This is a genomic window from Ensifer sp. SL37 (assembly GCF_026672675.1).
Lineage (GTDB): Bacteria > Pseudomonadota > Alphaproteobacteria > Rhizobiales > Rhizobiaceae > Ensifer > Ensifer adhaerens.
In genome coordinates this window covers 1679588-1694332 of record NZ_JAPPRN010000006.1, presented here as the reverse complement: position 1 = coordinate 1694332, position 14745 = coordinate 1679588, and the positions used below count along the sequence as shown (strand labels likewise).

The window sequence follows — 14745 nt, the reverse complement described above, 5'->3', positions numbered from 1 at the left end:
GCTATATGGAGGGCAACAAGGAGTGCCTATGGCCCGCATTGACCAGACCGATGATTGGCGGGAACGCCACGCACCGACGCTTACCACTTTCGAGCAGCTTGCGCTGGAGGCCTATGGCCACCTGCCGCAGGAATTCCGCCAGCTGACGACCGACCTTATCATCGAAGTTGCCGACTTCCCGAGCGACGACGTTTTCGAGGACATGGCGCTGGAAACGCCTTTCGACCTGCTCGGCCTCTTCGAAGGCCGCGGCATCAGCGAACGCTTCACCATGGAAACCGGCCAGTTTCCGAACCGCATCACCCTCTACCGCCGCCCAATCATCGACTATTGGGCGGAGAACGAGGAGACGCTGGGCGACATCATCACCCACGTGCTGATCCACGAGATCGGCCACCATTTCGGCCTCTCCGACGACGACATGGAACGGATCGAGGCCAGCGTCGAGCACGTCGGCGGCTGACACTTCATTTGCCTATCATCGCGCGGTGAGGGCAGCCCCTCATCCGCCTGCCGGCACCTTCTCCCCGCAGGCGGGGCGAAGGAAACTCGCGATACCGTTCGCATCCCAATCGGAGCACGACCGATTCCAGAAAGCAGGCCTCACACGCCGATTGTGAGCATCAACCGCGTCCCCTCGCCCCGCCTGCAGGGAGAGGGTTAGTCCTCGGGCTAAACCCGAGGAGAGGGGCAAACCTGCGCGACGGCAAACAGCCTCGACTACTGCTCCGACAGCTTGATATCCGGGGTGTATTCCTTGCCTTCGACCTCCTTCACCACCGCCTGGCCGCACTGCATGTGCTGCGTGTCGGCATTGAAAGCATAGGTGGGCGAGCCATGCAGGCTCCAGCCCTGGTTTAGCGCCGCCGTCACCTTGTGGCAGAAGGAAGCGTCGTCAGGGCCGGTCAGGAAGCGGAAGAGTTTCAAGATCTTGTCTTTCGTTTTTCGATGAGGTCCGCCTTGGCGGCAAGCGTGACGGCCTGGTCGAGGTGCAGCCGCTCGACCATCCGCCCGCTGAGGTTGATGACGCCCTTGCCGACGTTTTCGGGCAGCGCGAAGGCGGCGATGATCGCGCGCGCCTCGTCGACGGCGATCTGATCGACGCCGAAGCGCTCGTTCGCCGGGCCGATCTGCGCTGGATGGATCAGCATTTTGCCGTCATAACCCATGTCGCGGCCCTGCCGGCATTCCTCGTCGAAACCGGCACCATCGCGGAAATCGTTGAACACGGCGTCGATGACATCGAGCCCGCCGCCGCGCGCGGCAAGCAGGATCTGCATCAGCCAGGGGATGAGATAGGGCCGGCCCGGACGATCCGGAACGCCGGTCTCCTTGCGCAGGTCGTTGAGGCCGACGACGAAACAATCGAGCCTGCCACTGAAGGTACGGCCGGCCTCGGCGATTGCCGGCGCGTTGATCACCCCGCGTGGCGTCTCGATCATTGCCCATAGGCGCAGCGTCTCCGGCGCATCGTTCTCGTCGAGCCAGTCGGCCGCCGCCTGGATATCCGCCGGGCTTTCGACCTTCGGCAACAGGATGGCGTCGGGATTGGCCGCAAGCGCTGCAGCAAGATCGCCCTGACCATAGTCGGAGCCGATCGCATTGATGCGAATGACAATCTCGCAATCCGGCCGGCTTTCCGTCAGATACTGCACCAGCGCCGCACGCGCTTCCACCTTGAGCTCGGGCGCTACCGCATCCTCGAGATCGAAGATCGCGGCATCCGTCGCGAGTTCCGCGACCTTGGCAAGCGCGCGGGCATTGTCGGCCGGCACGCAAAGCACCGAGCGGCGCAGGCGTACGGGGTGATGTTCGCTCGATTTGTTCATGCTTCAGTTGTGCCCGCCTTTGCCGCGTTCCGCAAGACGAGGCGAACCGCCGCACCCCTTTCGAAAGCCCACCTCTTGCAAGTCCGAAGGCGCGCCCCCACATCGCCATCAGAAAGGTGACGATTATGCAAAGCATTCGCTCTGTTCTCTTTACGGCCGCAGCCCTGACCATCACGTTCGCGGCCTTTGTGCTTACCGCCTCGCTGGCGCTGGCACTGGCCGGCATCGCCGCCGTCGTCGTGGTCGGCAGCGCCATTGCCACCCGGCTGAATTTCAGGCCTGCCCGCGCCACCGCGCGCCCGGCTGCCGCAGGTGCGGCCCAGGGCCAGCGCGAGATGCGCATCTGGAACGACGGCCGCGGCACGATCATCGACCTCTGATCCCCCTGAGTGTCGAAATCGATCCCTGGGCGTCGGAATCGATCCCCGGCGATCATTGCAATCGGGCCGATCCGTGATCGGCTCGAACCCTGTTGGTGGCCTTCAAAAACCGTCATGCAGCCGGCCGCGATTTTTTTTCGACTCCATGTCGGATCAGAGATTCCATGTCCGTCCTTGAGGCAGGCCAGCACGGTACTGGCTCTTCGAACAGGATGGAGAACGATATGGATACCCAGACGCAGCAGCCGGCACCGGTCCTCAACGGCCTTCTGCCCTATCTTCAGGTCGATGGCGCCGCCAAGGCGTCCGAATTCTACCAGCGCGCCTTCGGGGCCAAGGAAGTGGGCCGGCACCCGCTCGACGAGCAGGGCCGCACGATGCACATCCACCTCTATGTCAACGGCAGCTCGCTGATGCTCGCCGATGCCTATCCGGAATACGGCCATCCGCTGGAAAAGCCGCAGGCCTTCACCCTGACGCTCACCGTCGACGACATCGATGCCTGGTGGGACCGTGCGGTTGCCGCCGGCGCCGAGGTCGTGATGCCGATCGAGGTGATGTTCTGGGGCGACCGCTACGGCCAGCTCCGCGATCCCTTCGGCGTTCTCTGGGCCATGAACAGCCCGGTGAAGGCAAGCTAAGTCCCTGCAGACAATCGAGATCCGGACGAAGCTCTCGCCGGGCGGGCATTTTCACCCGCCCGGCGAAGCGTATTTGAACAGATTTTCCTTCATTTCGGCGCAAAACTCATCTAAACGCTAGCGCAACATTCTTCTGAAATCGAAGGCCTGAAGTTATGGAAAAATTCGTCAAGCTCACCGGTGTCGCCGCCCCCCTCCCCGTCGTCAACATCGACACGGACATGATCATTCCGAAGGACTACCTGAAGACGATCAAGCGCACCGGCCTTGGCAAGGGCCTCTTCGCCGAAGCCCGCTACAATGAAGACGGCTCGGTCAACCCGGACTTCGTGCTCAACAAGCCGGCCTACCAGAACGCCAGCATTCTCGTTGCCGGCGATAACTTCGGCTGCGGCTCCTCGCGCGAGCATGCTCCGTGGGCGCTGCTCGACTTCGGCATCCGCTGCGTGATCTCCACGTCCTTTGCCGACATCTTCTACAACAACTGTTTCAAGAACGGCATCCTGCCGATCGTCGTCAGCCAGGCTGACCTCGACAAGCTGATGGACGACGCCTCGCGCGGCTCCAACGCCATCCTCTCGGTCGACCTGGAATCCCAGGAAATCACCGGTCCGGACGGCGGTTCGGTCAAGTTCGAGGTCGACGCCTTCAAGCGTCACTGCCTCTTGAACGGCCTCGACGACATCGGCCTGACGCTGGAAAAGGCAACCGCCATCGACAGCTTCGAAAAGACGGTCGGCGCCGCGCGCCCCTGGGCTTAAAACGAAGATATGGCGCGCAAGCTCATCTCCTCGGGCTCGCCCTTCGAAAAGACGGCAGGCTATTCGCGTGCCGTCGCGATGGGTGACTGGTGCTTCGTCTCCGGCACGACCGGCTATGACTACGCCACCATGACCATGCCCGAGACGGTGGAAGAGCAGGCGCGCAATTGCCTGAAGACGATCGAGGGCGCGCTGAAGGAAGCGGGCTTCTCGATGAAGGACGTGGTGCGCAACCACTATTACGTCACCGATGCCAGCTTCGCCGACCGGGTGTTCCCGATTTTCGGCGAAGTCTTCGGCGAGATCCGCCCGGCCGCAACCATGATCGTCTGCGACCTGATCCGCCCGGAAATGCTGATCGAGATCGAGGTCACCGCGCTTCGCGGCTGACCCCCTGATTGCGCCCACCCTCAAAACGATTCCGATTTAAGCCATTATGCGATAGTCCATAGGGCATGACTTCGCCTGACTTACGCTGAACCGGAAGACGCCCATGCAATTTCAAGGCACCGCCGACTATATCGCCGACAAGGACCTGATGATCGCCGTCAACGCCGCGATCCGGCTGGAGCGCCCACTGCTGGTCAAGGGCGAGCCCGGCACCGGCAAGACCGAGCTTGCCCGCCAGATCGCTGCCGCACTTGGCCTCGAACTCATCGAATGGAGCGTCAAGTCGACGACCAAGGCACAGCAAGGCCTCTATGAATATGACGCCGTGTCGCGGCTGCGCGACAGCCAGCTCGGCGACGAGCGTGTCAACGAGGTCCGGAACTATATCCGCAAGGGCAAGCTCTGGCAGGCCTTCGAGGCCGATCGCCGCGTGGTGCTTCTGATCGACGAGATAGACAAGGCCGACATCGAGTTTCCGAACGACCTGTTGCAGGAGCTCGACCGCATGGAATTCCATGTCTACGAGACCGGCGAGATGATCGGCGCGCGTCACCGGCCGATCGTCATCATCACCTCCAACAACGAGAAGGAGCTGCCGGACGCGTTTCTGCGCCGCTGCTTCTTCCACTATATCCGCTTCCCCGATGCAGACACGCTCGCCCGCATCGTCGAGGTGCATTATCCCGGCATCCGCAAGACGCTGCTTTCGGCGGCGCTCGCCGCCTTCTACGACATCCGCCAGGTGCCGGGGCTGAAGAAGAAGCCCTCCACGTCAGAGGCGCTCGACTGGATCCGCCTGCTCGTCGCCGACGAGGTCGATCCGGCCGACCTCAGGGCCGATGCCAAGACCATGTTGCCGAAGCTGCATGGTGCGCTCCTGAAGAACGAACAAGACGTGCACCTCTTCGAGCGCCTCGCCTTCATGGCCCGCCGCGACGGATGAGGCCGGACGCGCACAAGGTCCTGATCTACGCCACGTGGCAGAACCGCCTGCTGGTCTTCGACGAGCCGGATTTCCCAGACATCGAGCTGCAGGTACCCGGCGGTACGATGGAACCAGGCGAAAGCCCGGAGACATCGGCTCAGCGGGAATTCATCGAGGAAACCGGGCTGACGCCGCCGGAAGCACTCACCCATCTCGTCACGCAGGACTACCACTACCCGAAGGACGGCAGGACGATCTGTCATCGGCGGCACTACTTCCACATCGCCCTTGCCGGCGAGCAACGGCAGACCTGGATACATCAGGAAATGACGCCCTTTGGCGGCGGTGACCCGATCCGCTTTCGTTTCTTCTGGCTCGGTATCGATCAGGCTGACCGCCGGCTGGGTTATGGCATGCGGGATGCTCTAAGCTTGCTGCAGGCTCCCCCCTCACCCTGACCCTCTCCCCGCGGGCGGGGAGAGGGGACGAGGACGACGGCTGCCCCCAAGCCGAGACGTGCCGACAGCGAACCCGGCTACCAAGATGGGCCGAACGGCCACTGAGCTTAGCTCGTGGAACGATCGGGTGCGGCAAGGCCGCTTCTCCCCGCCAGCGGGGGTCGCGGCAGCGGGATGAGGGGCAGCCGCCCCCTACGCGAATCGTTTTTCTTGACCCCCGCGGCCCACTCGCGCTATCAAATTCTCCGTGGTGATTTGGCCGGCCGGCTTGCAGCCACGTTAAACAAGTCGCTAAAGGGCCGAGGAAAGTTGGATTTCCGAGGACCGGTCGCGATCAATCGCCGCCGGTTTTTTTGTATTGATCGAGTGGAAGCCCATGCCCATCAAGATTCCCGATACGCTGCCCGCCTTCGAAACCCTCGCGCATGAGGGCGTGCGGGTGATGACCGAGACCGTGGCGATCCGTCAGGATATCCGCCCGCTCCAGATCGGGCTCCTGAACCTCATGCCGAACAAGATCAAGACAGAGATCCAGATGGCGCGCCTGATCGGCGCTTCGCCGCTGCAGGTGGAACTGTCGCTGGTGCGCATCGGCGCTCACCGCGCCAAGAACACCTCGGAAGATCACCTGCTCTCCTTCTACGAGACCTGGGAAGAAGTGCAGGGCCGCAAGTTCGACGGTTTCATCATCACCGGCGCCCCGGTCGAGACGCTCGAATACGAAGACGTCACCTATTGGGACGAGCTGAAGCGTATCCTCGACTGGACCGAGACCAACGTGCATTCGACGCTCAACGTCTGCTGGGGCGCGATGGCGGCGATCTATCACTTCCACAACGTGCCGAAGTATCCGCTGAAGGAAAAAGCCTTCGGCGTCTACCGCCACCAGAACCTCAACCGCTCCTCCGTCTACCTCAACGGCTTCTCCGACGATTTCGCCGTCCCCGTTTCGCGCTGGACCGAAGTGCGCCGCGCCGACATCGACAAGGTGCCGAGCCTCGAAATTCTGATGGAATCGAAGGAGATGGGCGTCTGCCTCGTGCACGAGAAAAAGGGCAACCGGCTCTACATGTTCAACCACGTGGAGTATGATTCGACCTCGCTGTCGGACGAATACTTCCGCGACGTGGATGCGGGCGTGCCGATCAAGATGCCGCACGACTATTTCCCGCACAACGATTCGACCCTGCCGCCGCAGAACCGCTGGCGCAGCCATGCGCATCTCTTCTTCGGTAACTGGATCAACGAGATGTACCAGACGACGCCCTACGATCTCGCGGAGATCGGCACCGGGAAAAGCTGAGGTCAGATGTTCATTCCCTTCTTCCTCGAACTCAAGGCAGCGAAGGTCCCGGTCACGCTCCGGGAATTCCTGTCCTTGATCGAGGGGATGGAGGCGGGCATCGCCACCTTCGACGTCGAAGCCTTCTACTATCTGGCGCGCACGGCACTGGTGAAGGACGAACGCCATATCGACCGCTTCGACCGGGTGTTCCAGCACTGCTTTTCGGGTCTCGAAGCAGTCAACCCGATGGAAGCGAGCGAAGAGGCCGTCATCCCCGAGGATTGGCTGCGCAAGCTCGCAGAGAAGCATCTGAGCGAGGAAGAAAAACGCCTGACCGAGGCACTCGGCGGCTTCGACAAGCTGATGGAGACCTTGCGCCAGCGGCTGCAGGAGCAAAAGGGCCGCCATCAGGGCGGCTCAAAATGGATCGGTACCGCCGGCACCTCGCCCTTCGGCGCCTATGGCTACAATCCCGAGGGTGTGCGGATCGGCCAGGACCAGTCGCGCCACCGCCGCGCCGTCAAGGTTTGGGACCGGCGCGAGTTCAAGGATTATGACGACACGATCGAGCTCGGCACGCGCAACATCAAAGTGGCCCTGAAGCGGCTCCGGCGCTGGGTGCGCCAGGGTGCCGCCGACGAACTCGACCTCTCCGGCACGATCCGCGCCACCGCCGAACACGGCTATCTCGACGTGGTGACGAGGCCGGAACGCCGCAATGCGGTGAAGCTTCTGATGTTCTTCGATATCGGCGGATCGATGGACGATCATATCCGCATCGTCGAGGAGTTGTTTTCAGCGGCTCGCAGCGAGTTCCGCCATATGGAGCATTTCTACTTCCACAATTGCGTCTACGAGGGCCTGTGGAAGGACAATCGCCGCCGCCGTGTCGACATTACCCGTACGACGGAAGTGCTGCGCACCTACGGCGGGGACTATCGCGCCATCTTCGTCGGCGACGCTTCGATGAGCCCCTATGAAGTCAGCCACCCCGGCGGCTCGGTCGAGCACTGGAACGACGAGGCGGGCGCCCTCTGGCTCTCTCGTCTGACGGCACATTTTCCGCGCTCCATCTGGCTCAATCCCGTGCCCGAACAGCACTGGGGCTATACCCAGTCGATCACGATGGTGAAGGGCCTGTTCGAGGGACGAATGTTCCCCTTGACGCTCGCCGGCCTGCAGGAGGCCACCAAGCAGCTGTCGCGCTGACATGTCTGCCGAGAGGTCGCTATAGCACCTTGAATAGCTGGATGTTTTTGCTCTCAGGCCGGAGACGGCGCCAGGCCGCATTTAGTATGATTTTCCGGTTGCCGTGCCTTTGGAAATGACGCAGGTTGCTGCGATCGCACCGTTGCATGTTTCCTTGGATCCTAACCGAGCCAAGGACAAAACATGCAGCAATTCAAAAGTGTACGGCGACCTTTGTGCGTCTGGGGAGACGCGCAGCGCTGTAGTGGGAGCCAGCGGTGAATATGCATCAGAACACGGAAATCTTCGGCCACCTGCCATCCGGCGAGCCGGTCCATCGTGTGGTGCTCTCCGGTGGCGGCCTCACCGCCCATGTCTTGACCTGGGGCTCGGTGATCCAGGACCTTCGCCTGGAAGGCCATGAGCCGCCGCTTGTGCTCGGTTTCACCGATCTCGAAAGCTACCTCGCCCACTCGCCCTATCTCGGCGCCACGCCTGGACGCTGCGCCAATCGCATCGGCAACGGCCGCTTCACGCTCGATGGCGAGGCCTACCAGCTCGAACTGAACGAGAAGGGCGTCACGCATCTGCACGGCGGCAGCGACAATATCGGCAAGCGCAACTGGACGATCGTAAAGCAGACGCCCGACAGCATCACGCTCGCCATTACCGACCCGGATGGCCGCGCCGGTTATCCCGGCAATTGCAAGGTCACCTGCACCTACCAGCTGAAGCCCGGCGGCGTCTTGAGCGTCGTCTACGAGAGCGAGACCGACCGAGCGACGCTCGCCAATGTCTGCCAGCACAGCTATTTCAATCTCGACGGCAGCGCCGACGCCCTCGGCCACGACATCATGATCGCCGCCGACCACTATCTGCCCACCAGCGAACACCAGGTGCCGACGGGCGAGATCCGCCCGGTCGAGGGCACTGCCTTCGATCTGCGGGAAATGACGCGGCTCAGCCGCCAGACCGAAGGCGAGCGTATCGCCTACGACCATAATTTCTGCCTTTCGAACGAACGCATGGCGAAACATTCGGTGGCGCTAGCTCGCAGCATCGATTCGGGTGTCACGATGGAAGTGCTGACGACCGAGCCCGGCGTGCAGCTCTATACCGGCGCAAAGCTGAACATCCCCGTCCCCGGCCTCGAGGGCCGCCGTTACGGCGCCTTTGCCGGCTTCTGTCTCGAAACCCAGATCTGGCCGGATGCGGCCAACCACGCCAGCTTCCCGAACGCGGTACTTCGCCCCGGCGAGATCCGCCGGCAGGAGACGGACTATGTGTTCATGAAGAGCTGAGCGCGGAAACGGCGACCGGCTTTACCAACAAAGGCAAAATGCAAAAGGAGCCGTCTCGGCGGTCCGAACCACATGGTGCGGACGGCACTGTCTGCGCATGGAATGCCTGACGGCAAATGCCGTTTCATTTCAGAAATGACTGTGAAATGAAGTGGTTGGGAGAAATTGGAGCGGGTGAGGCGATTCGAACGCCCGACCCCAACCTTGGCAAGGTTGTGCTCTACCCCTGAGCTACACCCGCTCATCATCCAAGGTCCGGGGGTAGTCGGTGGACCGTGGCGTCGGCGCTGTCTTGCGGCGACGGGCGGTATATGGCCTAAGCGATTTTGGAATGCAACAGGGAAATGACGAGAAATCGAATATTTTTTTGGACACCCTTCGCAAAGCCCGGAAATGCCGCGTTTTCGGCCGGCTTCGCCGCCTGTGAGATTGCGTCCTGACGGCCTTCTCCCCTAAAGCAGAGACGAAACGAACGCCCTGGGGATGAGAATCATGCGTGAATCACAGCCGAAAACCGCCGAAGACCTCTTCAATTTTCTCGATGGACTTGGAATCGAGCATAAGACGAAGAACCACGCTCCGGTTTTCACCGTGGCCGAATCGGTGGCGCTTCGTGACGAGATGCCCGGTGGCCACACGAAAAACCTCTTCGTGAAGGACAAGAAGGACAACTATTTCCTGCTCACCGTCGAGGAGCACGCGACGGTGGACCTGAAGACCGTGCACCAGGTGATCGGCGCGGCAAGCAAGGTATCCTTCGGCAAGCCGGAGAAGCTGATGGAGTATCTCGGCGTCATTCCGGGGGCCGTAACCGCCTTCGGCGCGATCAACGACACCGGGGGCAACGTCAAGGTCATCCTCGACGAGGCGCTGATGACGTTCGATATCGTCAACTGCCACCCGCTTTCCAACGACGCAACGACCTCGATCGCTTCGAAGGATCTGTTGCGCTTCATGGAAGCGACCGGACACGAACCGCTTGTCTTGAAAGTCACGGCCTGACATACGATCTTTGGCGCGAATGCAGTAAGCTGGCGGACGAGCCGGCGAGGAGAGAAGAATGACGGGCAGCGACAATCCCTATGCAGGGTCTTTCGGCACTCAGATGACGGCTTCGGCCTCCTTCGGCCAGCCGGCGCCGGCGGCCGCGTCGGGCGGTGACCTGATCAAGGAAACCACCACTGCCAACTTCACCAAGGACGTGCTCGAAGCCTCCAGGCAGCAGCCCGTTCTCGTCGATTTCTGGGCGCCCTGGTGCGGTCCCTGCAAGCAGCTGACCCCTGTCATCGAAAAGGTGGTCACGGAAGCCGCAGGCCGCGTCAAGCTCGTCAAGATGAACATCGACGATCATCCCTCGATCGCCGGCCAGCTCGGCATCCAGTCGATCCCGGCCGTCATCGCCTTCGTCGGCGGACGCCCGGTCGACGGCTTCATGGGCGCAGTTCCGGAAAGCCAGATCAAGCAGTTCATCGAAAAGATCGCCGGTCCCGCCGTTGACGACAGCAAGGCCGAGATCGAGGCGGTTCTCGCCGACGCCAAGGCGCTCATCGATGCCGGCGATGCCGAGAACGCCGCCGGCCTCTATGGCGCCGTGCTGCAGGCCGACCCGGAAAATGTCTTGGCGATCGCCGGCATGGTCGATTGCATGATCGCGCTCGGCCAGCTTGCCGAGGCCCGCGAGGCGCTGTCCAGCCTGCCGGAAGATCTTGCCAAGGACGCCGGCATTGCCGCCATCGGCAAGAAGCTCGACCAGATCGAGGAAGCCCGCAAGCTCGGCGATCCCAACGAGTTCGAACGGCGCCTCGCCGCAAACCCCGATGATCACGAGGCGCGCGTGCTGCTCGCCAAGATCCGCAACGTCGAGGGCGACCGGATGGCTGCGGCCGACCATCTGCTCACGATCATGAAGCGCGACCGGGCTTACGACGACGACGGTGCGCGGCGCGAGCTGCTTTCGTTCTTCGAGGTCTGGGGCCCGAAAGACCCGGCAACGATCGCCGCGCGGCGCAAGCTCTCGTCGATCCTGTTCTCCTGAGCCGTCAGACATGTCTTTGAAAGGGGCGCTATCTGCGCCCCTTTTCGTAAGCGGATCCGATCACGATCCATCTTCACCTGTGAAGATCGACGAGCTCGTCCCTTGAGATTTTCAAGCAGCGCACCATCTTTTGATCTGGTTGACCACGCTTCCTTGGCGGGGCAAAGCGAATACCGGCAGGGTCTATCGGAAATGCACGTCGGAAATGCACGCTATCTCGGTCCGAAGGACTTGCCGGAGATCATTCCGGTGTTTCCGCTGACCGGTGCATTGCTGCTTCCCGGCGCCCAGCTTCCCCTCAACATCTTCGAGCCGCGCTACCTCGCCATGCTCGATGACGCCCTTTCCGGCAACCGCCTGATCGGCATCGTACAGCCGTCCTTCTGCGAGGGTCGCAACGACACCGCCACCGGACCGATGCAGGCGCTCTGCGAGGTCGGCTGCATTGGTCGCATCACCTCCTTTGCCGAGACCGGCGACGGCCGCTACATCACCTCGCTCACAGGCGTCTGCCGCTACCGGTTGTTTTCGGAAGTCGGGGGCACCCGCGGCTACCGTCGCTTCCGCATCGGCCCCTTTGCGGCAGACCTCGAAAACCGCGACGACGAGACCCTCGTCGACCGGGCAGCGCTTCTGGCCGCCTTCAAGGCCTATCTCGAAGCCAACAAGCTGAAAGCCGACTGGGAAAGCGTCGAGCGGGCGAGCAACCGCACGCTCGTGAACTCCATGGCGATGATGTCGCCCTATGGCCCGGCGGAGAAACAGGCGCTGCTCGAGGCCCCCGATCTCAAGACCCGCGCCGAAACCCTGATCGCCATCACCGAAATCGTGCTTGCGCGCGACTTCGGCGATATGGACAGCATTTTGCAGTGAGCGACGAATAGATGGATATCAACGCCAGCAAGGTCGATCCGAAACTGCTCGAACTGCTCGTCTGCCCGCTGACCAAGGGACGCCTCAGCTATCACGCCGAAGCCAATGAACTGATCTCGGAAAAGGCGCGCCTCGCCTATCCCATCCGCGACGGCGTACCGATCATGCTGATCTCGGAAGCACGCAAGATCGAGGATTGAACCGGCGTCGGCCCGTTACCCGTACAGTTCTCGACTGCCCCTCATCCGGCCTGCCGGCCACCTTCTTCCCGCAAGCGGGGCGAAGGAAACCCGTGGCAAGCTCGGCGCCAAACTTCTCGTTCCTCCATCGTGAAACGAAACATGTGCAAACGCAGCGAGGCGTCCCCTCTCCCGCTTGCGAGGAGAGGGTTAGTCCTCGGGTTAAACCCGAGGAGAGGGGCAAACTGCAGCCACAAAGGCCTAGATCGGCTGACCCGACAACAACCGCGGATCGGTCTCCCCGGCAATACCGGCCGCCTGGCGGATAAAGAAGCTCTTGAGAGATGGCAGCCGGTCGACGAGGCCCAGGCCGAAATCCCTGGCGATCCGGACCGGGGTGATGTCGTTGGAAAACAGCCGGTTGAGCACGTCGGTCGTAACACCCATGCGGAACGTGTCGAAACGCCGCCAGCTCTGGTAGCGCTCAAGCACCGCGAGCGAACCGATGTCGAGCCCGAGACGATCCGCCTCGACGATGGTTTCGGCAAGTGCTGCCACATCCTTGAAGCCGAGATTGAGCCCTTGCCCCGAGATCGGGTGAATGCCATGGGCGGCGTCACCGGCAAGCGCGAAGCGTGGTTTCACGAAATCGCGGGCAAGCGTCAGGCCGAGCGGAAAGGCCCGCCGTCCGCCGACCACCTTCAGGTGACCAAGCTTGTGGCCGAAGCGGCGCTCCAGTTCTTCCTCGAACAGGAAATCGTCGCCCTTGACCAGGCGTTCGGCGTCCTCGGTGCGCTCGGTCCAGACCAGTGACGAGCGATTGTTCTTGAGCGGCAGGGTGGCGAAAGGCCCGGCCGGCAGGAAATGCTCCTCCGCCGTGCCCTCGTGCGGCCGCTCATGCTCGACGGTGGTGACGATGCCGGACTGGCCATAGTCGAATTCGACGGTCTTGATGCCGGCGGCATCGCGCAGCTTGGAGCGCACGCCGTCACAGGCAACCAAAAGACGGGCCTCCAGTTCTTCGCCGCCGGCAAGCGTAACGGCAACTGCGTGGTCGCCGCTCTTGAAGCTCTCGACCATGGTCGACTGGCGATTGACCACGCCGAGCGCCGAGCAGGCACCGCGCAGTGCGCCGACCATCGCCGTATTAGGCACCATATGGGCAAACGGACGACCCTCGCCGCCGTCACCGTCGAAGGTCAGGAACACAGGCCGCACCGGATCGGCCGCCTTCGAATCGGTAATCACCATGCGGCGGATCGGCTCGGCCTCCGGCGCGATCTCATCCCAGACGCCAAGCACGTCGAGCATGCGCTCGGCCGCGGACGCAACGGCGGAAGCGCGCTGGTCCTTCTTCCAGGCGCCTTCCGGCGCGCCGTCGATCACCATCACGTCGAGATGAGGCGCCGCCTTCTTCAGCGAAACCGCGAGCGAAAGGCCGACATAGCCGCCACCGGCAATCAAGACATCGAGCATCGGCTTTCTCCGTCGCACTTGAGCATCGTTTTATGTCTATATAGATCAATGCCATCGACGTTCCTACCATCGGAGAAAGCCGAAATGTCGCGCCCCACCGAGACCTCCACCCCCATGGATGCGCTGCTGGCCATTCTCGATCTCGAAAAGCTCGAGGAAAACCTGTTCCGCGGCCGTAGCCCGCAGGTCGGCTGGCAGCGCGTCTTCGGCGGCCAGGTGATCGGCCAAGCGCTGGTGGCAGCGCAGCGAACCGTTGATGAGGGGCGTTACGTGCATTCGCTGCACGCCTATTTCATGCGGCCGGGCGATCCTTCCGTACCTATCATCTATGAAGTCGACCGCATCCGCGACGGTTCGAGCTTCGCCACCAGGCGGGTGGTCGCCATCCAGCACGGCAAGGCGATCTTCTCGATGTCCGCCTCTTTCCAGTATGACGAGGACGGTTTCGACCACCAGATCGACATGCCTGATCTCGCCATGCCCGAGACGCTTCCGGGCGAACAGGAACTCAAAGAGAAGTTTCTCGTCCACGCGCCCGAAGCAATCCGGCGCTATTGGGAAAGGCCGCGGCCGATCGAGATCCGGCCGGCGTCGCTGCAGCACTATTTTACCCGCAACGACGGCAAGCCGATCCAGGATGTCTGGGTCAAGGCCGTCGGCACGGTTCCGGACGAGCGCCATATCCAGGCAGCGATCCTTGCCTATCTCTCCGACATGACCCTGCTCGACACCTCGCTCTATGCGCACGGCACTTCGGTCTTTGACCGGAACCTGCAGGTGGCGAGCCTGGATCACGCCATGTGGTTCCACCGCCCCTGCAAGATGGACGACTGGCTGCTCTATACCCAGGACAGTCCGAGTGCACATGGTGCCCGCGGGATGACCAGAGGCAGCCTTTTTACGCGTTCCGGTGTGCTGATCGCCTCTGTCGCCCAGGAAGGGTTGATCCGGAAAAAGGCATCTGAATAGGAAATAAGCAGAATCTTCGTTCTGCCTATTTTTTAATCTTATAAAGTGACGATTT

Annotated in this window: 18 protein-coding genes, 1 tRNA gene and 1 riboswitch; of the genes, 15 read left to right on the top strand and 4 right to left on the bottom strand. The window is 62.1% G+C overall.

The features are described from left to right. The first annotated feature begins 28 nt into the window (after nt 1-28). Nucleotides 29-463: a metallopeptidase family protein gene (locus OVA00_RS20300; protein ID WP_034802708.1), complete on the top strand. Its 435-nt coding sequence runs from the start codon at nt 29-31 to the stop codon at nt 461-463. Between the two features lie 257 nt (nt 464-720). On the opposite strand, the gene OVA00_RS20295 is transcribed toward OVA00_RS20300, so the two are convergent. Next, nucleotides 721-927 carry a DUF1737 domain-containing protein gene (locus OVA00_RS20295; RefSeq protein ID WP_034802710.1) on the bottom strand — a complete coding sequence of 69 codons (207 nt, stop codon included), beginning with the start codon at nt 925-927 and terminating at the stop codon, nt 721-723. Beyond that, nucleotides 924-1829 (bottom strand): HpcH/HpaI aldolase/citrate lyase family protein, encoded by a 906-nt coding sequence (locus OVA00_RS20290; protein WP_060521434.1) that lies wholly within the window; start codon nt 1827-1829, stop codon nt 924-926. Before OVA00_RS20290 ends, OVA00_RS20295 begins: the two co-directional genes overlap by 4 nt. A gap of 125 nt (nt 1830-1954) precedes the next feature. Here OVA00_RS20290 and OVA00_RS20285 point away from each other — a divergent pair, with 125 nt between their 5' ends. The 9 genes from OVA00_RS20285 (at nt 1955) to OVA00_RS20245 (ending at nt 9158) form a co-directional block, all read left to right on the top strand. Next, nucleotides 1955-2209, top strand: coding sequence for a hypothetical protein (locus OVA00_RS20285; RefSeq protein ID WP_060521435.1), 255 nt, complete (start codon nt 1955-1957; stop codon nt 2207-2209). A gap of 224 nt (nt 2210-2433) precedes the next feature. Beyond that, the gene (locus OVA00_RS20280; protein WP_060521436.1) at nt 2434-2850 is read left to right on the top strand and encodes a VOC family protein; all 417 of its coding nucleotides are present in this window, start codon (nt 2434-2436) and stop codon (nt 2848-2850) included. 155 nt (nt 2851-3005) lie between these two features. Beyond that, nucleotides 3006-3611, top strand: a complete 606-nt coding sequence (gene leuD, locus OVA00_RS20275; protein ID WP_034802725.1) for a 3-isopropylmalate dehydratase small subunit — start codon at nt 3006-3008, stop codon at nt 3609-3611. Nucleotides 3612-3620: 9 nt separating this feature from the next. After that, a complete protein-coding gene (locus OVA00_RS20270; RefSeq protein WP_034802728.1) occupies nt 3621-4001 on the top strand; it encodes a RidA family protein in 381 nt (126 codons plus the stop codon). Nucleotides 4002-4104: 103 nt separating this feature from the next. Next, a complete protein-coding gene (locus OVA00_RS20265) occupies nt 4105-4944 on the top strand; it encodes an AAA family ATPase (protein WP_034802731.1) in 840 nt (279 codons plus the stop codon). After that, the gene (locus tag OVA00_RS20260) at nt 4941-5384 is read left to right on the top strand and encodes an NUDIX hydrolase (RefSeq protein ID WP_268089530.1); all 444 of its coding nucleotides are present in this window, start codon (nt 4941-4943) and stop codon (nt 5382-5384) included. Before OVA00_RS20265 ends, OVA00_RS20260 begins: the two co-directional genes overlap by 4 nt. Before the next feature lie 237 nt (nt 5385-5621). Further along, nucleotides 5622-5699: riboswitch (SAM riboswitch) on the top strand. Between the two features lie 61 nt (nt 5700-5760). Beyond that, nucleotides 5761-6687 carry a homoserine O-acetyltransferase MetA gene (gene metA, locus OVA00_RS20255; protein WP_060521439.1) on the top strand — a complete coding sequence of 309 codons (927 nt, stop codon included), beginning with the start codon at nt 5761-5763 and terminating at the stop codon, nt 6685-6687. 6 nt (nt 6688-6693) lie between these two features. Next, nucleotides 6694-7878: a vWA domain-containing protein gene (locus OVA00_RS20250; RefSeq protein ID WP_268089529.1), complete on the top strand. Its 1185-nt coding sequence runs from the start codon at nt 6694-6696 to the stop codon at nt 7876-7878. A 263-nt stretch (nt 7879-8141) separates the two neighbouring features. Next, a complete protein-coding gene (locus OVA00_RS20245) occupies nt 8142-9158 on the top strand; it encodes an aldose epimerase family protein (protein WP_268090346.1) in 1017 nt (338 codons plus the stop codon). A 166-nt stretch (nt 9159-9324) separates the two neighbouring features. Here the strand turns inward: OVA00_RS20245 and OVA00_RS20240 are convergent. After that, nucleotides 9325-9399: transfer RNA gene (locus tag OVA00_RS20240), tRNA-Gly, on the bottom strand. Nucleotides 9400-9650: 251 nt separating this feature from the next. On the opposite strand from OVA00_RS20240, the gene OVA00_RS20235 reads away from it, so the two are divergent. The 4 genes from OVA00_RS20235 to OVA00_RS20220 all read left to right on the top strand — a co-directional run bounded on the left by OVA00_RS20235 (nt 9651) and on the right by OVA00_RS20220 (nt 12266). After that, nucleotides 9651-10160, top strand: coding sequence for a prolyl-tRNA synthetase associated domain-containing protein (locus tag OVA00_RS20235; RefSeq protein WP_082566535.1), 510 nt, complete (start codon nt 9651-9653; stop codon nt 10158-10160). Between the two features lie 58 nt (nt 10161-10218). Further along, complete coding sequence (trxA, locus tag OVA00_RS20230) at nt 10219-11193, top strand: thioredoxin (RefSeq protein ID WP_034802750.1); 975 nt, start codon at nt 10219-10221, stop codon at nt 11191-11193. A 192-nt stretch (nt 11194-11385) separates the two neighbouring features. Then, nucleotides 11386-12066 (top strand): LON peptidase substrate-binding domain-containing protein, encoded by a 681-nt coding sequence (locus OVA00_RS20225; protein ID WP_034802753.1) that lies wholly within the window; start codon nt 11386-11388, stop codon nt 12064-12066. Between the two features lie 11 nt (nt 12067-12077). After that, the gene (locus tag OVA00_RS20220; RefSeq protein ID WP_034802755.1) at nt 12078-12266 is read left to right on the top strand and encodes a Trm112 family protein; all 189 of its coding nucleotides are present in this window, start codon (nt 12078-12080) and stop codon (nt 12264-12266) included. A gap of 240 nt (nt 12267-12506) precedes the next feature. Here OVA00_RS20220 and OVA00_RS20215 read toward each other — a convergent pair whose 3' ends face one another. After that, complete coding sequence (locus OVA00_RS20215) at nt 12507-13721, bottom strand: ubiquinone biosynthesis hydroxylase (protein ID WP_034802758.1); 1215 nt, start codon at nt 13719-13721, stop codon at nt 12507-12509. 84 nt (nt 13722-13805) lie between these two features. Here OVA00_RS20215 and tesB point away from each other — a divergent pair, with 84 nt between their 5' ends. Further along, nucleotides 13806-14690, top strand: coding sequence for an acyl-CoA thioesterase II (tesB, locus tag OVA00_RS20210; RefSeq protein ID WP_060521446.1), 885 nt, complete (start codon nt 13806-13808; stop codon nt 14688-14690). Nucleotides 14691-14745 lie beyond the last annotated feature (55 nt).